The organism is Aeromonas sp. s7(2024) (assembly GCF_040907825.1).
GTDB lineage: Bacteria > Pseudomonadota > Gammaproteobacteria > Enterobacterales > Aeromonadaceae > Aeromonas > Aeromonas veronii.
Map to the genome: position 1 here is coordinate 59,829 of NZ_JBFOCM010000041.1, position 24,214 is coordinate 84,042.

Below are 24,214 nucleotides of genomic sequence, written 5' to 3' on the forward strand. Positions count from 1 at the left end.
AGTTGTCGAATCTGTCGAACGGGAGCCAGCCATCAGCGGCGGAGGGCACGCCCGGCATCCCATCACTCTTTTCAGTGACCGCCCAGTTCATCGAACTGGTGGTAAATCAGGGCGGCAGAGAGCACACCCGGCATCGCCTGTATCGCATCAATGGCCGCCATGATCGGCCGCTGGCTCGGACCTTCCAGGGTCACGACCAGCTTGCCCTCGTCACTGACGGCGTGGATCTCGGCCCCTTCAAGGGCGCCAATCTGCTCGGCGAGCTGATGGCGCAAAGGGGGCTGGGTCAGCACCACCAGACTCGATACATGGAACTCCTGATCCATTGTGGCTTCTGTGTCACACGGCTTCTGACTCATTCTGACTCCTGCTTGAGGGTGGGCTGGCTCGCACCACCGGATGGGGCGGCTCGCCCGTCGACCTTGATGCTGCCAACCGGACAATCCTGCACACAGGCACCGCAGCCATTACAGCGATCCGGCTCGACCGTTGGGGTAGGCACACGCCCCAGCACCGGAATAAAACGAATGGCATTGGGCTCGCAGCTGTCCTGACAGCGCTGGCAGAACACCTGACCATTGGCCAGACAGTTGGCCTCGATATGGGCCTTGTAGTGCCAGGGAGACTCGCTGGTCGGGCGAAACAACGGCACCTTGCAGACAGTGACGCACTCGGTGCAGAAGGTGCATTCGCCACGCTGGAAATCGACCACCGGAAAACCGCCCTCGCCATTCACCAGGATCTGCTCCGGACAGGCGGCCAGACAGTCCCCGCAGCGGGTGCAGTCGGCGACAAATGCCGACCAGTTGACTGACCAGGGCAACTGCACCGGCGGTTCGGCAGTTCTCAGCCGCCCCCGGAACAGGCCGCGGCGGGCAAGATCGATCTCATCCGGCATGTTGACTCCTGTTCTGGTGAAGAAGGGGACAGTGCGAGTCCATGATTGGCATTCTTGATACCAATTATAAGAGTGGGTGTATATTGCGGCCCTGACAAGGTAAGGGATATACCACCAGGGAGATAAACAGGGGGGGTTCTTGCGCCAGATCAAAGCCTTGCAGCGCAATAAAAATGGAGGTATTGGTTAAAATACCTCCATGTGAGGATTGCTATTTAATCGTTGGCGATTTTTTGCGGTTATCCGCCGATCGAGGCGAGATGAGGGGTGATGCCGGCATTGCCCTCATGGAGACGATGGGTGGCACTCTTGCCCGCCAGTGCCGCGCGAATGCGCTGTTGCAGCTCATCAGATTGCCCATCTGCGCCGAGCAGATCCCGCAGGTCGATGCCGTTGTCGCCAAACAGGCACAGATGCAGCTTCCCCAGCGAGGAGACCCGCAGCCGGTTGCAACCGGCACAGAAATCCTTGCTGTAGGGCATGATGAGCCCCACTCCACCCTGCGATTCCGGATGCATGAATACCTGCGCCGGACCGTCATCCGTGCCCCGCAACTGCTGCACCCAGCCGCTATCCAGCAAGCGCTGTTTGATCTGCTCCCCGCTGACATGGTGGTCACGAAACAGGGTATCCATCTCGCCGGTCTGCATCAGCTCGATAAAGCGCAGCTCGATGGGCTTATGCCTGATCCAGCCCAGAAAGGCATCAAGCTGGTAGTCGTTAAGCCCCTTGAGCAGCACCGCATTGATCTTCACCGATTTGAAACCGGCGGCCAGTGCTGCTTCGATCCCCTCCATCACTTCGGCCAGCTTGTTCTCACCGGTGATCTGGTGAAACTGGCGCGGGTCGAGACTGTCGACACTGACATTCAGCGCATTGAGTCCGGCATCAAACCACTCCTGAGCCCGCTCCTTGAGGCGATAGCCGTTGGTGGTCATGGCGACTTTCTCGATGCCTGGGGTGGTGGCAATCACCTTGACGATCTCGGTGAAATCGCGGCGCAGGGAGGGCTCGCCCCCCGTGATGCGCACCTTGCGGGTACCCATGGCGGCAAAACCGCTGACCACGCGGCGGATCTCGTCAATGGAGAGAAAGGGTTGACGCCCCGCTTTGTGACCTTCGGGGGGGCGATAACCGTCAGGCAGGCAATAGGTGCAACGGAAATTGCACACATCGGTCACTGACAGACGCAAATAGTAAAAACGACGGGAAAAACCATCTTCAAGTGGCAACATAAACACCTTTCCAAATACGGGAGGCCAGGGCATTTCTTTCCTGACCCTTACAGCTCGAACGTCGGCTGACGGCTGGTTTCCCCCTATCGCTAGGACTTAGGCAAAACCGCTCGGAGTTCATCTAGTTTTTCGATGCTAACACAAGTTGGAGTACACTCCCACGCATCTTGCGGGGTCCTTATCACTATTCAGAGGTGCGCATCAGTATGGGAAAACGGTTCAGGGTCCATTCGGTCAGCAGTGCCATCGGGCGCGCCATGGTATTGATCCTCTTTATGGCCAGCCTGATCGCGCTGGTCGCCATGGTTACCCTCTTCTACTCGGTACCCGATGCCAAGGCGATCAATCTCTCCGGTTCGCTGCGGATGCAGGCCTACCGGATGGCCTACGAAATCGAGCGGGGCGACAGCGTGCTGGGGCGCCTCTCCCAGTTTGAAGAGACCCTGCACGCCGAAGAGCTGCAGGAGACCCAGCGCTGGATCACTCCTGCCTCCCTGCGTCGCACCTATGGCGAGGTGCTCGGCCAGTGGCAGGTGATGCGCCAGCACATCGAGGATCGCACTCCCAGACGGTACACCGATAACACCGAGCAGTTTGTGGCGGCCATCGATAATTTCGTCAATCAGATGCAGTACCACGTGGAATTCAAGGTGAGGATGCTGGCGCTTGCGGAAGGGCTCGGCCTGCTGGCCATCATCACCATCGCCTGGTTCACTGTGCGCTTCACCCGCCAGCAGGTGGTCGCCCCCCTCAACCAGCTGGTCTACTGCGCCCGCCAGATCCAGCGGCAGGATTTCGATCTTAAGCTGCCCGCCCACGGCGAAAATGAGCTGGGGGAACTGTCACGCGCCTTCGTCACCATGGCCGACGAGCTGGGCAAGCTCTATCGGGAACTGGAAAACAAGGTGGAAGAGAAAACCGCCAAGCTGCAGCAGGCCAACGATACTCTCTCGTTTCTCTACTCGACCGCCCAGAAGCTGCACGCTGCCCCGCTCAGTACCCGTACCCTCATCAAACTGCTGGACCGCGCCGCCGCCCACCAGCATATCGACCACATCCGGCTGACCCGCTTCGAGCACAACGCCATGCCGGTCTACATCTCGGGGCGAACCGGCTGGCCCGGCGATCTCGATGCGGTGGCCAGCTTCTATCTGCAGATGGATGAGCAGGAGTTCGGCCGCCTCGACATCATCAGCCAACACCCCATCGATGAGCGGTTGATTAAAAACTTCACCATGCTGCTGGCCCAAGTGCTGCACAAAGACCAGACCCTGCTGCAACAGCAGCGCCTGCTGCTGATGGAGGAGCGGGCGGTGATCGCCCGCGAGCTGCACGACTCGCTGGCGCAGGCCCTCTCCTATCTCAAGATCCAGTCCACCCTGCTCAAGCGCTCTTACGCCAAGGGGCAACATGACAAGGCGCAGGAGGCGATGCAGCAGATCGACGAGGGGCTTAGCAATGCCTATACCCAGTTGCGCGAACTGCTCGGTACCTTCCGTCTCACCATTGGCGATGCCAATCTGGGGGAAGCGATCCGCGTCATGCTTGATCAACTGCAACCCCAGACCCAGGCCGAAATCCGGTTCCATTACGGACTGGCCGACAACGACCTGGAGGCAGGCCAGCATATCCACATTTTGCAGCTGATCCGTGAGGCAGTGCTCAATGCCATCAAACATGCCAACGCGCAAGTGATTGATGTTAGCTGTGAGACCCTCGCCAGTGGTAACATTGAGGTTCAGATTTCAGATGACGGTGTCGGGATCGGACTCGCCAGCTCGGCGATCAACCATTACGGGTTGAGCATCATGAACGAGCGCGCCAGCAAACTGCACGGTCTGCTGACCATCAACGAGCAGCAACCACAAGGCACCTGCGTGCATCTGACCTTTCCCACCAGTCTAGCGAGAGACGCCTGATGGACGAGATGAAATACACAGTTCTGGTCGTAGATGACCATCCCCTCATGCGCAAAGGGATTGTGCAGTTGCTGGCTCTGGAAGAGAACATGGAGGTGACCGGTGAAGCCTCCAACGGCACAGATGCCGTGGCGCTGGCCAAAGAGTCCGAGCCGGACCTGATCCTGCTCGACCTCAACATGAAGGGGCTCTCCGGCCTCGATACCCTCAAGGCGCTGCGGGCCGAAGAGATCACCTCCCGGGTGGTGATCCTCACCGTCTCCGATGCCCGTCAGGATGTGGTTGCTTTGCTCAAGGCGGGTGCCGACGGCTACCTGCTCAAGGATACCGAGCCTGATCTGCTGCTGGCCCAGCTGGCCGACGTGATGACCGGCAAGCAGATCCTGAGCGAACCGCTGCGCCCCTATCTCGAAAACATCTACGAGCTGGATCACCTGCAGCAGAAGCTGGAAAGCTTAACGCGTCGCGAAATGCAAATCCTGCGCGAAATTGCAAAAGGCCTCTCCAACAAACAGGTCGCCTCGGTACTCCATATCTCCGAGGGAACGGTCAAGGTTCACGTGAAGAGCCTGCTGAAGAAACTCGAGGCGCAAAGCCGCGTGGAAGCGGCTGTCATGTATCTGGAGCAGCGCAACTAAGCGCCCTCAACCGCCCGAAAAGCCACCCTCCGGTGGCTTTTTTCATTCTCTGGCACAGTCGCTGCATTGTCATATTCAGCAACTACTCAATGGAGGATGGAACATGAAACTACAACCTTTGGCACTGTTCCCCTTGCCTTCCCACATACTGCCGGGCGGCAAGCTTCCTCTGCGTCTGTTCGAGCCACGCCACCTGCAGATGCTCAAGGAGTCATTCATCAACGATCAGGGCTTTGGCATCGTGATGGAAGAGTCGACCACCTCGGGACAGTCCGGCCGCATTCTGCCGGTGGGCACCCGGGTCAAGGTGACCGACTTCTACACCCTCAATGATGGCCTGCTGGGGGTGACGGTACTGGGACTGGAGCGCTTCTGCATCCACGAGATGGAAACAGACGAGATGGGGCTGCGCCGGGCCAAGGTGGAGATGCTGCCCAACTGGCCGAGCACCCACTCCGATTTCAACGACAAGCTGCTGGTCAATCGCCTGCGGGAAGTATTCGAGCAGTATCCGGAGCTTGATGAACTCTATCCGGACAAGCGCTTTGAAGATGCCGCCTGGCTCTGCCAACGCTGGCTCGAGATATTGCCGATGCCGATTTATGAAAAGCAGATGCTGATTGCCAAACAAAACAGCGAAGCGGCCCGTAAATTCCTGCATCGCCTGATTTCACAATGACAAAAACAGCGTTGCAAAATGCAATTATTCCAACAATGAAAATGTGAAATTCGCATTTTGCGAGTTAGTAGGAACGCAGAACGCCATAACAAGAGAGAGCCGCTGCGCTAAACGGCCAAAATTGAACACAAAAGAGTCTAAAAAAGTTGGCACAGATTTTTCATATAGATTGATACAACCCGATTTATCCCGTGCTCTCTTCAGTATTTGCTGAAGAACTGGTCAACCCACAAAGTTGACCATTTTTTTTATCCGCGCGTCGGCAACCGCTGACCAAAGTGACGCTGCAAACACTCTCTCAGCCGCGACAAGGTGATAGGCTTGGCGAGAAAGTCATCCATCCCCTGCGCCAGACAGCACGCCTTGTCCTCCGCCATCGCATTGGCCGTCAGGGCGACGATAGGCATAGTACATCCCAACTCACGCAAGCGCCGGGTGGCTTCCAGTCCGTCCATCAGGGGCATCCGCATATCCATCAGGATCAGATCCGGGAGCTGCTCATCCACCTGCGCCAGCGCCTCCAGACCATTGGCTGCCAGCCGTACCTTGCCCACCAGTTTTTGCAGCATCAGCGACACCACCAACTGATTCACTGGGCTGTCCTCCACCACCAGCACATCCAGTGGCAGCAGTGCCGAAGCCCCCTCCTCCCGCTGCGGCTGGCTATGGCAGGGTAGCGCCATGCCGGGCAGTTCGAACCAGAAACAGCTTCCCTTGCCCGGCTCGCTCTTCAGGTGGATCTCTCCCCCCATAAGCGTCACCAGACGCTTGCTGATGGCAAGACCGAGACCTGTACCGGAAAAACGCCGGGTGGCCGAGTTGTCGACCTGGGAGAAGGGTTCAAACAGCAGCGCCTGATCCGCATCAGCGATCCCGATCCCGGTGTCGGAGACCGAGATCAGCAGCTTCTCATCCTGCCAACCCAGGTGCAGTGTCACCTGCCCCTGCTCGGTAAATTTGAGAGCGTTGTCCAGCAGATTGCCCATCACCTGTGACAGACGCATCGGATCCCCCTGCAACTCCCGGGGAACCGACTCATCGACCCGATAAACCAGCGCGATCCCCTTGGCGGTCGCGCGAGCTTGCAGCGGCTCGACCAGAGATTGGCAAAGCTGGACGGGTTGCAGGGTCTCGCAGTGAAACACCAGGGTTTGCGACTCGATTTTCGAAAAATCGAGCACGTCGTCGATGATGGTTTGCAGCAATCTGGCCGAGTGGGTGGCATGGCGCAGCAGGCTCTGTTGCTCCGGCGCCAGCTCGGCATGCTGCACCAGATCGAGCATCCCCAACACCGCATTCATGGGCGAGCGGATCTCGTGGGTCATCATGGCGAGAAACTGGGACTTGGCACGGTTGGCCGCTTCAGCCTCATCCCGTGCCCGCGCCAGCTCCTCCTCACGGCGGATCTGGTTGCTGATATCCCGGGCAGTGCCACGATAACCGATAAACTGGCCATCATAGTCAAAACAGGGCTCGGCGCTCACTTCCATCCAGCAGGGGCCGTGTTGCAGCGCAACCTGCATCCGCACCCCTCGCACCGGCTGGCGCAGCTCCAAAAGCTGCAGGTATTTCTGGGCATCGCAGCTCTGCTTGTTGCAGACGTAGTCATAGAGGGTCGGCCGGGTCGCCTGCGGGGTCATCTCATCCAGATAACCCGGCTCTGAGGCATAACTGAGGCGATGCTCGGCATCTGTCTCCCAGAACCAGTCCGAAGCCATGGCGGCGAAGCTGCGAAAACGGCGTTCGCTGGCCTGCAACGCCTCGGTTTTTACCGCAACCTGCTCCTGCAAGCGGGCCCGATAGGTGATGTTGACCAGCGCCTGGGCGATGAGCGGACGGCAACGCTCCATGGCGGCCTTGCTGGTGAGATCGAAGGTGCCCGCCCGAGCGTGGCGGCAGATGAGGGTGGCGGTAAAACCGGGGGCCTGCAGCCCGGTCAGCATCACGCTGGCCCAGCCCGGCTCACTCGCCAGCGGCGCCAGCTCAGGCAGCTGGGCGGGATCGTAAATCACCAGGGTTTCACCCGAGATGGCGCGGGCAAATGCCGGGGTCATGCGCCAACTGCGGGCTGATAGCATTGGCTCGGTACTGAGGTGGGTACTTCCCTGCTCCCCTTCCCAGGCCACCACATCCGCGTGCTCAAAGCCGATAAAGGGTTTGAGCACCTGGATAAGGCTCTCCAGCACCTGCTCCAGCGTCTTGGCATCGGCGAGGGTGGCAACCCCCCCCAGCAGAGTCTGAGACTCGTGACGATACTTGGCCTCGCGCTCGCGGCAACGCATAAGGTCGACCAGCGTGGTCTGCAATTTGTCGCCGAGGGCTTCCAGTTCACTGTTGCCAATCATCTTGTTGCCTGCTCTGTTATGTTCTGCCGACTCAACGGGTCAGGAAAATCACGCTCGATACCATCAGGTTGCCGTGGGCCAGCTCGCCATTGGGCAGCCGCCCCTGCTCGCCGAAGGTAAAGGGGGTGATAAAGGGGATCTTGCCGAGGCGAGCCTGGCTCTGCTCGACAAATTGGCACAACATATCACCTAGCGCCAAACGGCAACCAGCACAAAAGATGATGAGCGCGCCGATAGGCTGCAATTCCACGTCGACCCCATACCCTGGCTCGATACGCATGGCATTGAGGCTGCGCTGCAGCAACCCTTCCTGACTGCTGTACATCAACAGCAGACGCTCCCCTTGCACCACATCGGTAAAGAGCCGCAGCCCGCCCTGTTCAGTCACCGCTTCGGGGTGGGAAAGTTTGTAGTAAGGAATGCCATCCAGTGCTCCCACCTGACGAGCCAGCGGGGTGAGCGTGGTCTCCCGCAAAATCGCCCCCACCGGCCAGGGCTGCTCGCGCCCGCACCAGCGGGCATAGACCTCGGCGGCTGGCTGGTGATCGATGGTGAGTACCTCCCGCCCATTGCAGGCGGTGATCTCGCCGCTGAATTCGGCAGGCACATAGCCCGAGTGAAACTGAAAAGCGAGCTGGCAATCGGGATAGAGCACCGCCAGACCGATGCCATCCTGAGCCACCGCCTCATCCCAGCAGAGCTGCCAGTCACCGCTGACGCTGCTATCAGCCGCGGATCCACCGACCACCGGCACCGAGGCACCGAGTTCGGCCTCGATACCGGCCAGCAGCCCCTCTTCCTTACCGGGACTGGCATGAAACAGGATCAACTGGGGCAGCTCGCCCGGCCGACCACAGTCGCTCATGGCTCGGCGCAGCAACTGCCGCACATCCACCCCGTCACCGCTGGCACCGGCTACCCCGAATGCCCCTTTCTCATCGTACAGAGCAGCAACGGCCAGCCCATATCCGTCTCGGGCGTGGTGTCCCATCTCGGTCATGACACCACCGCAAGAGCTGCACCCAAGCAGGCGGGTCGTCGGGAACTGGCGTTTGAGCGCGTCGCGCAGTATCGCCCCGTCATGGGCTTGGGTAAAATAGAGTAACAGCAGGGAGGGGGCCTGATCGGCATGGTGGCGCAGCTGCGCGCAGATATCTTGGGCCGCCAGCGATGAATTCTGGGCGAGGGAGTGAACGGTCAGAAATTTCAACACCATCTCCTTGTTTTATCGAATGGCAGCCTCAAGCAAAAATCATACCTTTATCAAACAATTATCTCGCTTCGCTTGCTAACATAGCGGTCAACTGAGACCAATAACAGGACGCCCATATGTGGCAAAAAAACATCAATGACTTCGATCGGGTCGTTGCCATCGGTGGTGGCCATGGCATGGGACGAGTGCTTTCGTCCCTCTCGTTTCTCGGTCAACGGCTCACCGGCATCGTCGCCACCACAGATGATGGTGGCTCGACCGGACGCCTGCGCAAGAGTCAGGAGTGCATCGCCTGGGGCGATCTGCGCAACTGCCTGAACCAGCTGGTGACCGATCCCAGCATCGGCAGCCTGTTGTTCGAGTACCGCTTCGCCGGCAAAGGCGAGCTGGCGGGCCATAACCTTGGCAACCTGATGCTGCTGGCGCTCGATAATCTCTGTGTCCGTCCTCTTGATGCTATCAAGCTGATCAGTGACATGCTCAAAATCGAGTCACAATTGCTACCCATGTCTGAATTTCCCACCGATCTCTGCGCCCATATGGAGTGTGGCACCCAGATCCTGGGAGAGGTATCCATCGATCAACTGGCAACACCGCCCCTCTCCCTCGGCCTGATGCCGGAGGTGCAAGCGACCCGGGAAGCGGTGCTGGCATTGCAGCAGGCGGACATGATCATTCTTGGGCCGGGCAGTTTTCTCACCTCCATCATGCCGCCACTGCTGCTGGCCGAGATCGCCCAGGCCATCAACGAGAGCAGCGCCATGCTGGTTTTCGTCTGCAATCTGGTGGCGGAAAACGGCCCTGCCAGTCAGCTGGACCTGATGAGTCAATGTCGCTGGCTGGAATCCCGGGTCGGTCAGGGTCGGCTGGATGCCATCCTGGCCCCACAAGGCGCGGGTGATGCGGGGGACTGGCAAGGGCGAGTGATCGAAGCCGAGCTGGGCGAGCTTGAGCTGCCCCATCGGCACGATCGGTTGAAGCTGAAACTGGCGCTGGACCGAATCATCCAGCAACTGCTCAACCAGCGTTAGGCAACGGTCACGGCGCCCCGGCATCCCTGCATGGCGCCGTTACTGATAATCGGCAAGAAACGCGAGCACTTGGGGCAAGGAGGCCTCCAGCAGTTGCAATTGGCGCTCTGCCTCGGCCACATCGGCCTGCTTGCTGGCCATCTCCAGCGCCATCACCTGCTGATAACTCGGCATGGCGCCGTAGCTGCCACAGGATGATTTCATGCTGTGCGCCACCCGAGCCAGCGCCTCCCACTCTCCCTGTTCATAGAGGGGTCTGAGCTGACTCAGCTGCTCGCCCACCTCTTCAATAAAGACTGCGATGACCACGGGCAGCATATCCGGACCGATATCCTCTGCCAGCTGCTGCAACACCTTGCGATCCACCCACTCCATGCGAGGCTCCTCCAGAACGGTATTCAAACAGACCATACTATAGATAGTTTTCGATGTCGTGGCTCACGACCAGGCAGTGATGAAGCACCCGATTGGATGGCTCAGGGAATAAAGTGGCAAAAAATGTGATCAGTATCGAAATAGCGATGCTGAAACGCCCATAAAGACAACAATTTGATTGCTAAAAATTAACAATTGATCAACACTCAATGCCGTCAGAGTGATGATGCTCAGCAACACCTCTCATCCCTTTTGCCTTTTATGGCTGCTGCGAAGAACCAGGGTAGGTATCTACCCTGGTATTTTTTTATCTTGCTCAAGCGCGACCTGATTGGTCGCCACCCGCTCCCCCATGCGAAACAGATTGAATTCGCCGGGCGCCATTTTGACCCAATTCTCATTGCCGGTCAGCGGACGGGTGGTGATCAAGGTCACCACATCGTTGGGGGTGGTCTCCCTTTGAAAGTCGATCACCACCTCCTCATCCAGCAGGCTCGCCTCGCCAAACGGCGCACAGCGGGTCAGCCAGTGCAGGTTGTTGCTGCAGTAGCTCATCACATACTCCCCGTCCGAGAGCAGCATGTTGAACACCCCGAAAGTTCTGAGCTCATCACACAGGGTGGCGAGATAGCGAAACATGGCGGGAAAGTTGGCCGGACGCTTGGGATATTTTTGCTCCAGCCGATCGAGCAGCCAGCAGAAGGCGTGTTCGCTGTCGGTATCCCCCACCGGACGGTGGCGGCCGGTGGGCAGCTTCTTGTAGCCGGTCAGCTGACCGTTGTGGGCGAAGGTCCAGTAACGGCCCCACAACTCACGGGTAAAGGGGTGGGTATTTTCCAGCGACACGCAGCCACGGTTGGCTTGCCGAATGTGGCTGACCACTGCGCAGCTTTTGATGGGCAGCGCCTGTACCAGTCTGGCGATGGGAGATTGGGCGCTGGGCTCGGGATCCTTGAAGGTGCGAAAGCCCTTCCCCTCGTAGAAGGTGATCCCCCAGCCATCCTTGTGGGGCCCGGTCTTGCCGCCGCGCAGCATCAACCCGGTAAAGCTGAAGCAGATATCGGTCGGCACATTGGCACTCATGCCGAGCAGTTCGCACATATCCGGCAGACTCCTTTCATGATTTGGCTTGTGTCATGTTCGACCAGCACGCTGGTTCGACAGACAGCAGGGGAAGGCGCAATCCCTTCCCCTGTGACTGGCAACAACCGGCCGATGGCGAACCATGTTACCGGCGTTGCCCTTGTCTGGTGACGATGGCCTGATTACTTGGCCATCTCTTTTTCGACCAGCTGGATCAGGATGTGGATCACCTTGATGTGCACTTCCTGAATACGGTCGGCATAGCCAAAGTGCGGCACGCGGATCTCGACATCCGCCAGACCCGCCATCTTGCCGCCATCCTTACCGGTCAGGGCGATCACTTTCATCCCTTTGGCGCGGGCGGCCTCGATGGCTTTCAGGATATTGCCGGAGTTGCCGCTGGTGGAGATGCCAAGCAGCACGTCGCCACGACGGCCAACCGCTTCTACGTAACGGGAGAAGACATAGTCATAGCCAAAGTCGTTGGAGACGCAGGAGAGGTGGCTCGGATCGGAGATGGCGATACCGGCATAACCCGGGCGGTTCTCGCGGTAACGACCGGTCAGCTCTTCGGCGAAGTGCATGGCGTCACAGTGGGAGCCACCGTTGCCACAGGAGAGCACCTTGCCCTCTTCTTTGAAAGAGTCGGCCAGCATTTTGGCGGCCGCTTCGATGTTTTTCAGGTTCTGCTCATCAGCCAGGAAGGCCTGCAGCACGCTGGCAGCTTCGGTCAGTTCATTGCGGATCAATTCTTGGTACATGATGTCTCTTCCACTGTTTTTAGTGTGCGTGTAGATCGCGGCTATTCTCGCACAAGCGAATCGCACAGTCGCCCCCCTGCGAGCCACAGCGCTGGCGGCGCGTGAGCGTTATGGGGATCACAGAGAGAAGGTAATGAAGATGTAAACAGCTTGATAACTTTGTGCGTATGAATTACAACAGGGGCCATATCCAACAGGTCAGACCTCTGGATCAGTTACGCCACGTTGGCAACCTAACCACGCAAGGAGCAAGCAATGACGACAACCCTCACTCTGCTCGGGGTGATCCTGGTTATCGGAGCCCTGGCCTATCGCCGGGCATCCCTGTTCATCTCCACCCTGGTCACCGGCGCCGCCCTGGTACTTGGCACCATCTATGGTCATGTGCCCTTGCTGGTATGGACGCTGTTCGCTGTGATCGCCATCCCGCTCAATCTGGTGGAATTTCGCCGCAATCAAATAACCAAGCCGCTGTTCAAGATCTACAAATCGATCATGCCGGAGATGTCCCGCACCGAGAAAGAGGCGATTGAAGCGGGCACCACCTGGTGGGAAGCCGATCTGTTCGCGGGCAACCCGGACTGGAAAAAGCTGCACGCCATTCCGGTCAGCGCCCTCTCTGCCGAAGAGCAGGCCTTTATGGATGGCCCGGTCGAGGAAGTGTGCCGCATGGTGAGCGACTGGGAAGTGACCCACGAGCGCGCGGATCTCTCCCCCGAGGTGTGGCAATACCTGAAGGACAACAAGTTCTTCGCCATGATCATCAAGAAGAAATATGGCGGTCTGGAGTTCTCGGCCTACGCCCAGTCCTGCGTCCTGCAAAAGCTGTGCGGCGCCAGCGCCGTGCTCGCCTCCACCGTTGGCGTACCCAACTCGCTGGGCCCGGGCGAACTGCTGCAACACTATGGCACCGACGAGCAGAAGGATTACTACCTGCCCCGCCTGGCGGTAGGTAAAGAGATCCCCTGCTTCGCCCTGACCAGCCCGGAGGCGGGCTCTGACGCCGGTTCCATCCCCGACTTCGGTATCGTCTGCAAGGGCGAATGGGAAGGAAAAGAGGTGCTCGGTATGCGCCTCACCTGGAACAAGCGCTACATCACCCTCGCCCCTATCGCGACTGTACTGGGTCTCGCCTTTAAACTGCGTGACCCCGAACACCTGCTGGGTGACGAGGAAGAGCTCGGCATCACCTGCGCCCTCATTCCCACTCACATCAAGGGGGTCGGCATTGGCCGTCGCCACTTCCCGCTCAACGTGCCGTTCCAGAACGGCCCGACCCAGGGCAAGGATGTGTTCGTCCCGCTCGATTTCATCATCGGTGGCCCGGCCATGGCCGGTCAGGGCTGGCGCATGCTGGTCGAGTGTCTGTCGGTCGGCCGCGGTATCACCCTGCCCTCTAACAGCACCGGCGGCGTCAAGATGCTGGCCCTGGCGAGCGGCGCCTATAGCCGCATCCGTCGCCAGTTCAAGCTGCCCATCGGCAAGATGGAAGGGATTGAAGAGCCGCTGGCCCGCATCGGTGGCAACGCCTACATCATGGGCGCCGCAGCCAACCTGACGGTGACCGGTATCGACCTTGGCGAGAAGCCCTCGGTCATCTCCGCCATCGTCAAATACCACCTCACCGACCGTGCCCAAAAGTGCATCATCGATGCCATGGACATCCACGGCGGCAAGGCCATCTGCATGGGCCCCAACAACTATCTGGCCCGTGGCTATCAGGGTGCCCCCATCGCCGTTACGGTGGAAGGGGCCAACATCCTGACCCGCAGCATGATCATCTACGGTCAGGGCGCTATCCGTTGCCACCCGTATGTACTGCCGGAGATGCTGGCCGCCAGCCACCCCGACAAGGAGCAGGCGCTGAAGGATTTCGACAAGGCGGTATTCAGCCACGTCGGCTTTGCCATCAGCAACCTGGTACGCAGCTTCTGGCTCGGTATCACCGGCGCACGCTTTGCCGCGGCCCCTTACAAGGACCAGACCAAGGGCTACTACCAACAGCTCTCCCGCCTCTCGGCCAACCTAGCGTTCCTGTCAGACATGGCGATGGGCACCCTGGGTGGCGAGCTCAAGCGCAAGGAGCGGGTCTCCGCCCGTCTTGGCGACGTGCTGAGCCAGCTCTATCTGGCCTCCAGCGCCCTCAAGCGCTATCAGGACGAGGGACGCCAGCAGGCCGACCTGCCGCTGCTGCACTGGGCACTGCAAGATGCCATGTTCAAGGCCCAAGAGGCGATCGACGAGCTGCTGCGCAACTTCCCGAACCGCTGGATTGGCCTTGCCCTGCGCGCCGTGGTATTGCCGCTGGGTCGTGACCTGAACCGTCCGTGCGACAAGCTGGACCAGCAAGTGGCCCGTCTGCTGCAAACCCCGAGCGAGACCCGCAGCCGCCTGGCCAAGGGCCAATACCTGACTCGCGAAGAGGGCAACCCCTTCGGTCTGCTGGAGCAGGCGCTCGATGACGTGCTGGCCGCCGAGCCGCTGTTCGAGAAAGTCTGCAAGAGCGATGGTATCAAGCGTCCCTTCATGGCGCTGGACAAGGTGGCCGACATCGGCCTGGCCGCTGGCGTACTGACCCAGAGCGAAGCCGAGCTGCTGCGCCGCGCCGAGGTAAGTCGCCTGCGCACCATCAACGTCGATGATTTTGACCCCATCGATCTGGTGGCCAACAAGAAGCTGTTTGAAGCCTCCGCTTACCATCACGCGGCCTGATAACCAGCTATCGACAACGCCTCCCTTGTGGAGGCGTTTTTTTATGGACGCTCACCACTATTCTCGGCCCTCACAGGCACCACTCGCACACACAGCTCCCCCGACCAGCTGCAGCCCCCGAGTGGTCAGCCGGGAAAAAAGGCACAATAGCCGACAAATCGAATCACCAAGGAAGCCAAGATGACCCTTGAGCACCTGATCCTGTGGCGCCGCGACCTGCACCGCCTGCCGGAAGCGGCCTGGAAAGAGTTTCGCACCACCAGCCTGATTGCCCACCACCTGAGCGAGCTCGGTTATCGCATCGTGCTTGGCGACAAACTGCTGGCCAGCAATCTGATGATGGGCCGTGATGTGGATGTGGCGGCCGAGAAGGCCCGTGCCCGCCGTCAGGGAGCCCATCCCGACTGGCTGGAGCGGATCGGCGATGTCACTGGGCTGATGGGGGAGCTGGATACCGGCCGTCCCGGTCCGACCCTGGCCTTTCGCTTCGATATCGATGCGGTGGAGGTTGAAGAGTCCGACGCCGAACAGCACCAACCGCAGCAGGAGGGCTTCGCCTCCCACAACAAGGGGTGGATGCACGCCTGCGCTCACGATGGCCACACCGCCATCGGCATGGGGCTGGCCAGCAGCCTGATGGCGATGAAAGAGCAGCTGTGCGGTCGCATCAAGCTCTTCTTCCAACCCGCCGAAGAGGGGTGTCGCGGTGGCAAGGCGCTGGCTGCCGGTGGTGCACTCGATGACGTGGATGCCCTGCTCTCGCTCCATATCGGTATTCACGCTGGCAGCGGCGAGCTGGTGATCAACCCCACCGAGTTTCTCTGCTCCACCAAGTTCGACGTCCACTTTATGGGCACCGCCGCCCATGCAGGGCTCGAGCCCAATGCCGGCAGCAATGCGCTGGCCGCCGCCTGCATGGCCACCTCCGCCATGCTAGGCATTCCCCGCCACCGAGACGGCATGACCCGCATCAACGTCGGCCAGCTTCACGCTGGCAGCGGCCGCAACGTCATCCCCGACCATGCCGAGCTGCGCGGTGAAACCCGCGGCGCCGACAGCACGCTCAACGACTACATGTTCAGTCAGGTACAGCGCATCGTCGAAGGGACTGCCCTCGCCCACGGTGTCACCTATCGCATCATCAAGCAGGGTGAGGCCATTGCCCTCGACAACAGCCCGGCGCTGCAAGCCGAGCTGGCGGCGCTGGCCCGCAAGCAGGGGCTCGCCACTATCCAGACTCGCCGCTTTGGCGCCAGCGAAGATGCCGGTTTTCTGATGGAGCGGGTGCAAAAGCAGGGGGGCGAAGCGGCTTACCTCATCCTGGGGGCCGATCTGGCGGCGCCGCACCATCACAACGAATTCGATTTCGATGAGCGGGTGATGCAAAGCGGGGTCGAGCTGCTGGCCGCCTGGGCACGCGCCCGGCTGGGCGTGACAGAAGCAGCCCTCTCTTGATATCCCCTCGGCCAGCTCACCGGCTAACGGGATCAAAAAAAGGCGCCTCGGCGCCTTTTTTCTGCAAGAAAAACCTGAGCGCTACTCGCGGTGCTTGCGATGCACATCGGGGCGACCACCGGTCACGCTATCGGCTCTCCCCTCCTCTTTGGCCTTCTCGGCGCGCTTTTTGCGCATTTCGCGGGGATCGGCGATGAGCGGGCGGTAGATCTCGATACGATCGCCGTCGTGCAGCGGCTCGCTCCCTTTCACCGGGCGGCTGTAGATACCGAACTTGTTGACCGCCAGATCGATCTCGGGGTGTTTTTGTACGATGCCGGACTGCTCGATGGCTGCCAGCACGCAGGTCTCGGGCGCAACCCGCAGGGCAATCACCGTCTGCTGCTGCGGCAAGGCATAGACAACCTCGATGTTGAGCTGGTCAGACACCGTAGACCTCCTTCGCCCGGTTGGAGAAGGCGGAGACCATGGAGCTCACCAGATCGCGGAACACCTGACCAAATGCCACCTCGATAAGCTTGGAGGTAAACTCGAAATCGAGATCAAACTCCACCTTGCAGGCATCCACATCGAGCGGGGTAAAGGTCCACCAGCCCGCCAGCTTGCGGAACGGGCCATCCACCAGCTCCATCCTGATCTGACGGTTCACATCCAGCTGATTGCGGGTAGTAAAGGTCTTGGCAATCCCCGCCTTGGCCACATCGACCGACGCCATCATGTAGTCATCGCCAGCCTCGTGGACACGGCTGCCGACACAGCCGGGCAAAAACTGCGGATAGGCATCCACATCGTTAACCAACTTGAACATCTGTTCTGCACTGAACATCACCAGGGCACTGCGCGTAATTCGGGGCATGGCTTTTCCTCATCCAATCGGCGCGATTTTATCACCATGTTTGGGGTTGTGGAGGTAAAACCTCAGCCAAACCGCTCAGAAAGCCACCACTTGACCTGCTGCGCGTTTTACAGCCGCCCCTGCCTACGTATAATACGAGCCTCCTAGTCATTGCCGGAAATCGCCCGTCATGAGCAAAAAAAACAGTAAAAACAAAGCCGGGTCCAGCACCATTGCACTCAACAGAACCGCGCGCCACGAATACTTCATCGAAGAGAAGATCGAAGCGGGTCTGTCCCTGCAAGGGTGGGAAGTCAAATCCCTGCGGGCGGGCAAGGCCAACATCAGCGAAGCCTATGTCATCTTCCGCGATGGCGAGGCCTATCTGTTCGGCTCCAGCTTCCTGCCACTGCAAGCGGCCTCCAGCCATGTGGTATGTGACCCGACCCGCACCCGCAAACTGCTGCTGAGCCGTCGTGAACTCGACAAGCTCGAAAGCCTGATTGCCCGTCAGGGCTACACCATAGTTCCCCTCGCCCTCTACTGGAAACAGTGCTGGGTCAAGGTCGAGATCGGCCTGGTGAAGGGCAAGAAAGAGCACGACAAGCGCGAAGATACCAAGGCCCGCGAGTGGGATAGGGAAAAAGCCCGCATCATGAAGAACAAGCATCGCGGCTAACCCGCTACTGGCAGGATCTGGACGCCAGTTCACCTTCCCCCAGCGCAGCTGGCTCTTCAAGCTCAGCTGCGTACAATAAATCGGCAAACAGACTGGCTGCCAGAGGGAATGGGTATCAACGCCTTGCTATGACAGCATTTTTGCGTACAATCGCAATTAACAACTTGGGGCTGATTCTGGATTCGACAAGATTCACGAAACCCAAGGTGCATGCCGAGGTGCGGTAGGCCTCGTTAATAAACCGCAAAAAAATAGTCGCAAACGACGAAAACTACGCACTAGCAGCTTAATAACCTGCATAGAGCCCTTCTACCCTAGCTTGCCTGTGTCCTAGGGAATCGGAAGGTCATCCTTCACAGGATCGTGTGGAAGTCCTGCTCGGGGCGGAAGCATTAAAACCAATCGAGCTAGTCAATTCGTGGCGTGTCTCTCCGTAGCGGGTTGGCGAATGTAAAGAGTGACTAAGCATGTAGTGCCAAGGATGTAGTAATTTTGGACGGGGGTTCAAATCCCCCCAGCTCCACCAAACGTTTGGAAAGGGCCACCTCGCAAGAGGTGGCCCTTTTTATTTGTCCATGTCCATGTCCATGTTGTTTACCGATATCAAACTGGTTGGATTTTTTTCCAATATCCCCCTTGAACCGGCCTTTGGCAAAAAAATCAGGCGCATCACCGCGCAGGCTTTATCATCAGGTTGCCATCCCGGTACTAGCCGGACTCACAGCCGCACAGTGGCATGTCGCGGCGCAATATTGAGTAAATTGATGTTGGCCGCTGCATTTTAATGCACTTACAATATGCGCCCAATTCTGTTGGATTCCTTCTGATGCTCCGCCAATGTGATCGTCTATTCCTGTTTCTCCTGCTACTGCTCTGGGGCGTGGCGGCGCACGCCATTACCAGTCTGAATGAAGACGAGTTTGATCTGTCTGAGCGCGCCTGGCTGTCATCACACCAGGAGTTGGTCATCGGCATGCCGATGATGGGTGACCCTCCATACAGCTATAAGGATGCAGATCAACGCTTTACCGGCCCAGTCCCCGACATTGCGCAGCAGATTGCCAGAACGCTCGGGTTGACCCTGCGTTACAAGGTTTACCCCTCCTACGTGGATGCGCTGACCGGGCTTGGCCACGGCGCAATCGACATACTGGTGAACGACCAGCCAAGCGAACAATGGCGATCCAATATTGTCTCCCTGCCGTTTTTGCTCTCCATGCCGCGCGGCGTGCTGCTCAACAATGGCAAAACGAAGTTGTCACGACAGGATGCCCATGGTTTGCACTGGGTATGTGTCACGGGAGTCAATGCTTGCAGTGAATTGAAAAAACTGGGATTTCCCCGTGTGACCGAAGCAGAGAGTCGCAGCGAAGCGGCCTTTATGCTCAAAAAGCGCATGGCTGACGCCTATCTTGCTGACATGCCGTCACTGGTGATGGTGAAAGATCAGCACCCCAAGGCTGGTTTCACCATTGCCACTCCGGAATGGGTAAGCGGCACGTCTCTCTCCATCAATATGCACAAGAGCGACCCGGCACTGGTCAGCCTGGTGAGCAAGGCATTCAACGAGATACCGGTTGAGGATCGTCGTCACATGCTGGCCGCCACCACAACTAGCCAACCTGCGGACTCAGGAGCGGTGAAGTCTGTCCAGTTTACCCCTGAGGAGCAGGAGTGGCTCAACCAGCATCCTGAGCTGACTTACGGCGTCTCCCCGGACTGGACCTCCATGAGCGAATTCAATTACCGGGGCAGGCTGGTCGGTTATGTGGCAGACCTGATGGCGCTGATGCAGCAAGTCTCCGGGCTGAAGTTCTCTCTGGTTCGCACCAATAGCTGGGGTGAAACCCAGAATATGCTGAAGCTGCGGCAGATCGATTTTATTCCGGCCATATCCCCCAACCACGATCGCGGCCAGTTTGCGCTGTTCACCCCCGGCTATCTGTTTGTCGATCGGGTCGTTATTGCCCCCAAACGCAGTGCCGATATCACCGATCTCTCACTGCTGCGAGGGAAACGGGTCGGCATGGTGCATGGCTCGCTGGATAAAGATCTACTGACCCACATCGGCGCCCATCCGGTAGAGGTCAACAATGACAACCGCTTGCTGGAGCTGCTGGACACGGGCGATGCCGACTACGTGATGGTCACTCTGCCATCCGTCAACAAACGGGTGAGCGAACGCTATCAGGTGGTCTATGCCGGCAAAGACTTGCGCCTGCCGGTCGCCATGGCCACGCGCAAAGATCCCATGCTGCAGCGGATCCTTACCAAGGTGCTCTATTCGATACCGCCGGAGGAGCTCAATAAAGTGGAGAGACGCTGGCTCTCCATGAGCGTGCAGACCGGCATCAATAGCGAAACAGTGCTGTTCTGGTTCGTAATGAGCGGCGCAACTGCCACCCTGCTGTTTACCCTGTTCTGGGCCTGGAACCGCACTCTGAAACGGGAGATCGTGCAGCGACAACGGGCCGAGAAGACGCTCAATGAGCAGTTGGTGTTTATCCAGACCCTGCTCGACTCCCTGCCCAATATGGTGGCGCTACGGGATCGCGATCATCGCCTGACCCTCAGCAACCGGGCATACCGCGAGCTGTTTGTCGGTGATGGGGAAGAAGGTGATCGCTGGGGCTATATGACCGAGGACGAGCGGCAACAGATGTTGCGCGAGGAGCGTGCGGTCTGGGAAACCGGCGATATCTTCGAAGGATCGGGTTATACCCAGCGCGAGGGGGATGTTCCCCTTCACGTGGTCTACGTCAAGTTGCCCTATCGCGCAGCAGACGGCGCGATTCAGGGGGTGCTGACGGTATTGACCGATGTCAGTGCCCTCAAGGCCGCCGAAAACAAGGTGCGGGAAGTGGAGGGCAGGCTGCGGGACATCACCGACAGCATGCCGGGTCTGGTTTATCAATATCTCTGGCAAGGGGCCGGCAAGGGGAAATTCCTCTATCTGTCCCAAGGAGCCAGCGACATTCTCGGGATGACCCATCAAGAGTTGATGGCAGCCGAGTCTGGCGGCGTAATCCTCGGCTTGAACGACGAGGCTCTGGCAGCCTTTATCGATAAGGTGGCCAAACATGCGCGAACCCTTGAGCCGCTCGATATGGAGGTGCTGGTGCCCTCTGTTCAGGGGGAGCGATATATCCAGATCCGCGGCAACTTTGTGGCGCAACAGGGCAATGATCGCCTGCTCAACGGCGTGGTGCAGGACATCACCGCCATCAAGCAACAGGAGCATGAACTGCGCGAGGCGCGCGCCGCAGCCGAGCAGGCGATGCAGGCTCGCAGCCGTTTTCTGGCCACCATGAGCCATGAGCTGAGACCCCCCATCTCGGGCATGCACGGCATGCTGGAGCTGCTGCGCATGAGTGAGCTCAATGATGACCAGCGCTATCTGCTGCGCAATGTGGAGAGCTCGGCCAACCACCTACTCTATCTGGTCAACGATATCCTCGACTTTTCCAAAATCGAGGCGGGTCAGCTGCACCTCAATCGCCAATCCTGCCGTCTGCAACCTGTGGTGTGCGATGTGATCCGCGGCCATGCTGCACTGGCCTACAGCAAAGGGCTGAAGGTCACGCTCCAGTGGGAGGATCAACTCCCCGACCTGGCCGATATCGATCCGGTCAGAGTGGGCCAGGTGATTTCCAATCTGCTCAACAACGCGGTGAAGTTCACCGAGCAGGGCGCCATTTCGATCCAGGTCAGCTATCAGGACCAGCAGCTGGTTATCGCGGTGACGGATACCGGCATCGGCATCGCCGAAGAGAAGCAAGCGCAGCTCTTTACCCCGTTCGAGCAGGTGGAATCCGATATTAATCGCCGCTTTGGTGGCACCGGTCTAGGGCTGGCCATCTGTGATCAGCTGGTGAAGAAGATGGGCGGCACCCTGACAGTCAAGAGCCAGCTCGGTGAAGGAGCCTGTTTCCGCTTCAGCATCCCGCTGTTCAATGTCCTGTGGGAACCACCCGCACTGGCGGGCAGCGAATGGTGGTGGCTGGGTAGCGATGCCGCCTTGCAGGCCACCATGGCACGGCTCGGCGCCCGGTTAACGCCCCTCGATATCCACCAGCTCACCGCCGCTCTCGACGGCCTGCTGTTGGCGGAAGAGGCCGCGCTGGAGTCCTGCATGGGGAGCGATTGGCACACCTTGCTGCAGTCCGGCACTCTCAAGGGGGTCATCCTCTCCCCCCGCGAAGCGTTGCGGGGGCGCATGGGCTCGGAGAACTGGTGGCGCCTCGGCCAATCCCCCCTCTATCCGGATCTGTTGCTCGAAAGCTGCCGCGAGCTGATCACCGGGCGAGCCGTGCCCCCCCATGCCGCCAGCATCGAAAAACTGGGCGGGCGGGTGCTGGTCGCCGATGATCATCTGGTCAATCGCGCCCTGCTGACCCGTCAACTGGCGATTCTGGGGGTGGAGTGCGAGGTAATGGAAGATGGCGAGAAGGCGTTGCGCGCCTGGCAAACCCGGGATTTCGCCCTGCTGATCACCGACTGCCACATGCCGCACATGGATGGCTACACCCTGACCCGCCGCCTGCGGGAACAAGGGGAGCAAGCCCCCATCATCGGCGTTACCGCCGATACCTCGGAGGAGGCGGCAGCCAATATGACGGCAGCCGGCATGAACGGCATGCTGTGCAAACCCTATTCGCTGGAGTCACTGCGCCAGATGCTGCTGCGGTGGTTGCCCGCGACTACGATCACAGAGAGAGTGCCCGCACGACAGGCCATCAATCTCGACATGATCGGTCGCTGGCAAGATCTGTTTGGCGATGAAGGGATTGCCAAAAGCATGGCAAGGGAGTATCTGGCCTCCAACCGGAAAGATTGCCACGCTATGATGAGCGCGCTCTCCTCCGATGATAGCCAGGAGCTGGTGGAGATCGCCCACCGCATCAAAGGGGCAGCCAGAATGGTCGGGGAGCTCTCCCTGGCCGAGCAGGCGGCGCAACTGGAATCGGCGGCCCGCCTCAAACAGTTGAGCGAGCTCGCGCTGCTGACACAGAGAGTGGAAGAACAGATGAACAATATTGAACGTGAAATGGGATTGTGGCTCGATGAGTAGAACGGCAGACGAGTTGGTCATCATGGTGGTCGAGGATCACGGGTTTCAACGCAAGACCCTGATGCACCAGATCCGGGCGCTCGGTTATCAACAACTGCTGGAGGCCGCAGACGGCATCGAAGCCCTGGCGCTGTGCCAGAGCCACACTGTCGACATCCTGTTCTGCGATCTGCGGATGCCCGGCATGGATGGTATGGCGCTGCTACGCCGCCTCTCGCTGGGTGGCTTTCGGGGCGGCATCATCCTCTCCAGCGCGCTGGAAGATGACGTGGTGGAGGCTGTGCTGCGCATGAGCGCGGCCTATGGTCTCCATGTGCTGGGTCGCATCGAGAAACCTTCCAGCCCGCAGCGACTGCGCCAGCTGATTGACTCCTGGGCGCCCAAGTCGGCTCCCTCGGGCAAGGACGATGGCCTCGTCCTCTCGGTGGACGAGCTCAAACGCGCCCTCGACAACGACCAGTTGCTGCCCTGGTATCAACCCAAGGTCGGCTTTGCGTCCGGCCAGTGGGTGGGGATGGAGGCGCTGGCCCGCTGGCAGCATCCGGAATACGGACTGATCTCCCCCGGCATGTTTATCCCGCTGGCGGAAAACAACGGCCTTATCGACCAGCTGACCGATGTCATCATCAACAAGTCGCTGCAGGATTGCCATCTGTGGGGCCAGACCGGTCTCTCCCTCAATCTGTCGATGAACCTCTCCACCACCTCGCTGATTGAGGGAGACCTCTGCCACTTCCTGATCAACCAGTGCCAGCGCTGGGGCGTCAATCCCGAGCTGATCACCCTGGAGGTGACCGAAAGCTCGTTTGTCGAGGATATCGGCAAGGCACTGGAGGTGCTGACCCGGCTGAGGATGCACGGCTTTGGCCTCTCCATCGATGACTTCGGTACCGGCTACTCCTCGATGCAGCAGCTGGCGCTGCTGCCGTTTACCGAGCTCAAACTTGATCGATCTTTTGTCGATCGCTGCTATGCCGACCCCTCCCGTCTGGCCATCATAGAGTCGAGCATCGAGCTGGCACGCAAGCTGGGGCTGAAATCAGTCGCCGAAGGGGTGGAAGATGTGCAGACCTGGCAACTGCTGGCCAAGCTGGGGTGCGATATCTGTCAGGGCTTCTTTACCGCCCGCCCGATGCCGCGCAGCGAACTGCAGCACTGGCACCAGATCTGGCAAGCCCGGCTGCCCACCCTGATATCCGGCTGATCTCCTGCGACCAACCCTTTGGGCCAACAGTGCGCCGATCGGCAACGTGAATGGCCGCCTTGGAAAAGGTGGCCATTTTCT

At 59.3% G+C, this 24,214-nt stretch carries 20 protein-coding genes, 1 other RNA gene and 1 riboswitch; of the genes, 11 read left to right on the plus strand and 10 right to left on the minus strand.

The window, feature by feature from the left end:
• Positions 1–71: 71 nt before the first annotated feature.
• From AB5Y73_RS20050 to moaA, 3 genes are all read right to left on the minus strand, one after another.
• Positions 72–326, minus strand: a complete 255-nt coding sequence (locus tag AB5Y73_RS20050; RefSeq protein ID WP_031227438.1) for a chaperone NapD — start codon at positions 324–326, stop codon at positions 72–74.
• 29 nt (positions 327–355) lie between these two features.
• Positions 356–898, minus strand: coding sequence for a ferredoxin-type protein NapF (gene napF, locus AB5Y73_RS20055; RefSeq protein ID WP_139430237.1), 543 nt, complete (start codon positions 896–898; stop codon positions 356–358).
• 239 nt (positions 899–1,137) lie between these two features.
• Entirely contained in the window at positions 1,138–2,133 is a 996-nt protein-coding gene (gene moaA / locus AB5Y73_RS20060; RefSeq protein ID WP_181497166.1) for a GTP 3',8-cyclase MoaA, read from the minus strand.
• Positions 2,121–2,261, minus strand: a riboswitch (molybdenum cofactor riboswitch). (Overlaps the previous gene by 13 nt.)
• Positions 2,262–2,339: 78 nt before the next feature.
• Between moaA and narQ the strand changes: the two genes are divergently transcribed.
• The 3 genes from narQ (at position 2,340) to AB5Y73_RS20075 (ending at position 5,369) form a co-directional block, all read left to right on the plus strand.
• Positions 2,340–4,052, plus strand: a complete 1,713-nt coding sequence (gene narQ / locus AB5Y73_RS20065; protein ID WP_005334468.1) for a nitrate/nitrite two-component system sensor histidine kinase NarQ — start codon at positions 2,340–2,342, stop codon at positions 4,050–4,052.
• Positions 4,052–4,690 (plus strand): two-component system response regulator NarL, encoded by a 639-nt coding sequence (gene narL, locus AB5Y73_RS20070; protein WP_005334471.1) that lies wholly within the window; start codon positions 4,052–4,054, stop codon positions 4,688–4,690. Before narQ ends, narL begins: the two co-directional genes overlap by 1 nt.
• Before the next feature lie 103 nt (positions 4,691–4,793).
• Entirely contained in the window at positions 4,794–5,369 is a 576-nt protein-coding gene (locus AB5Y73_RS20075) for an LON peptidase substrate-binding domain-containing protein (protein ID WP_005334473.1), read from the plus strand.
• Between the two features lie 248 nt (positions 5,370–5,617).
• On the opposite strand, the gene AB5Y73_RS20080 is transcribed toward AB5Y73_RS20075, so the two are convergent.
• Complete coding sequence (locus AB5Y73_RS20080; protein ID WP_279499465.1) at positions 5,618–7,714, minus strand: ATP-binding protein; 2,097 nt, start codon at positions 7,712–7,714, stop codon at positions 5,618–5,620.
• Between the two features lie 31 nt (positions 7,715–7,745).
• Complete coding sequence (locus tag AB5Y73_RS20085) at positions 7,746–8,930, minus strand: FIST signal transduction protein (protein WP_181497164.1); 1,185 nt, start codon at positions 8,928–8,930, stop codon at positions 7,746–7,748.
• A gap of 113 nt (positions 8,931–9,043) precedes the next feature.
• Between AB5Y73_RS20085 and yvcK the strand changes: the two genes are divergently transcribed.
• A complete protein-coding gene (yvcK, locus tag AB5Y73_RS20090) occupies positions 9,044–9,958 on the plus strand; it encodes a uridine diphosphate-N-acetylglucosamine-binding protein YvcK (protein WP_047438497.1) in 915 nt (304 codons plus the stop codon).
• Positions 9,959–9,997: 39 nt separating this feature from the next.
• Here yvcK and AB5Y73_RS20095 read toward each other — a convergent pair whose 3' ends face one another.
• The 3 genes from AB5Y73_RS20095 to lpcA form a co-directional block, all read right to left on the minus strand.
• Positions 9,998–10,333: an Hpt domain-containing protein gene (locus tag AB5Y73_RS20095; protein ID WP_005353511.1), complete on the minus strand. Its 336-nt coding sequence runs from the start codon at positions 10,331–10,333 to the stop codon at positions 9,998–10,000.
• A gap of 291 nt (positions 10,334–10,624) precedes the next feature.
• Positions 10,625–11,434, minus strand: a complete 810-nt coding sequence (locus tag AB5Y73_RS20100; protein ID WP_058059901.1) for a class II glutamine amidotransferase — start codon at positions 11,432–11,434, stop codon at positions 10,625–10,627.
• Between the two features lie 164 nt (positions 11,435–11,598).
• Complete coding sequence (lpcA, locus tag AB5Y73_RS20105) at positions 11,599–12,177, minus strand: D-sedoheptulose 7-phosphate isomerase (protein WP_021230835.1); 579 nt, start codon at positions 12,175–12,177, stop codon at positions 11,599–11,601.
• A gap of 255 nt (positions 12,178–12,432) precedes the next feature.
• Between lpcA and fadE the strand changes: the two genes are divergently transcribed.
• Positions 12,433–14,889, plus strand: coding sequence for an acyl-CoA dehydrogenase FadE (fadE, locus tag AB5Y73_RS20110; RefSeq protein ID WP_181497163.1), 2,457 nt, complete (start codon positions 12,433–12,435; stop codon positions 14,887–14,889).
• Positions 14,890–15,069: 180 nt separating this feature from the next.
• Entirely contained in the window at positions 15,070–16,344 is a 1,275-nt protein-coding gene (locus AB5Y73_RS20115; RefSeq protein ID WP_181497162.1) for an amidohydrolase, read from the plus strand.
• An 81-nt stretch (positions 16,345–16,425) separates the two neighbouring features.
• Here AB5Y73_RS20115 and AB5Y73_RS20120 read toward each other — a convergent pair whose 3' ends face one another.
• Positions 16,426–16,773, minus strand: coding sequence for an RnfH family protein (locus AB5Y73_RS20120; protein ID WP_005353535.1), 348 nt, complete (start codon positions 16,771–16,773; stop codon positions 16,426–16,428).
• Positions 16,766–17,200 (minus strand): SRPBCC family protein, encoded by a 435-nt coding sequence (locus tag AB5Y73_RS20125; protein WP_005334496.1) that lies wholly within the window; start codon positions 17,198–17,200, stop codon positions 16,766–16,768. The genes AB5Y73_RS20120 and AB5Y73_RS20125 overlap by 8 nt, the downstream gene beginning before the upstream one ends.
• 169 nt (positions 17,201–17,369) lie before the next feature.
• On the opposite strand from AB5Y73_RS20125, the gene smpB reads away from it, so the two are divergent.
• The 5 genes from smpB to AB5Y73_RS20150 all read left to right on the plus strand — a co-directional run bounded on the left by smpB (position 17,370) and on the right by AB5Y73_RS20150 (position 24,133).
• Positions 17,370–17,858 (plus strand): SsrA-binding protein SmpB, encoded by a 489-nt coding sequence (gene smpB, locus AB5Y73_RS20130; RefSeq protein WP_005334498.1) that lies wholly within the window; start codon positions 17,370–17,372, stop codon positions 17,856–17,858.
• Positions 17,859–18,024: 166 nt separating this feature from the next.
• Positions 18,025–18,384: a transfer-messenger RNA gene (gene ssrA, locus AB5Y73_RS20135) on the plus strand.
• 61 nt (positions 18,385–18,445) lie between these two features.
• Positions 18,446–18,643 (plus strand): hypothetical protein, encoded by a 198-nt coding sequence (locus tag AB5Y73_RS20140; protein ID WP_162895315.1) that lies wholly within the window; start codon positions 18,446–18,448, stop codon positions 18,641–18,643.
• A gap of 41 nt (positions 18,644–18,684) precedes the next feature.
• Complete coding sequence (locus AB5Y73_RS20145; protein ID WP_279499457.1) at positions 18,685–22,929, plus strand: transporter substrate-binding domain-containing protein; 4,245 nt, start codon at positions 18,685–18,687, stop codon at positions 22,927–22,929.
• Positions 22,922–24,133, plus strand: coding sequence for an EAL domain-containing protein (locus AB5Y73_RS20150; protein WP_005353540.1), 1,212 nt, complete (start codon positions 22,922–22,924; stop codon positions 24,131–24,133). The genes AB5Y73_RS20145 and AB5Y73_RS20150 overlap by 8 nt, the downstream gene beginning before the upstream one ends.
• Positions 24,134–24,214: the final 81 nt, after the last annotated feature.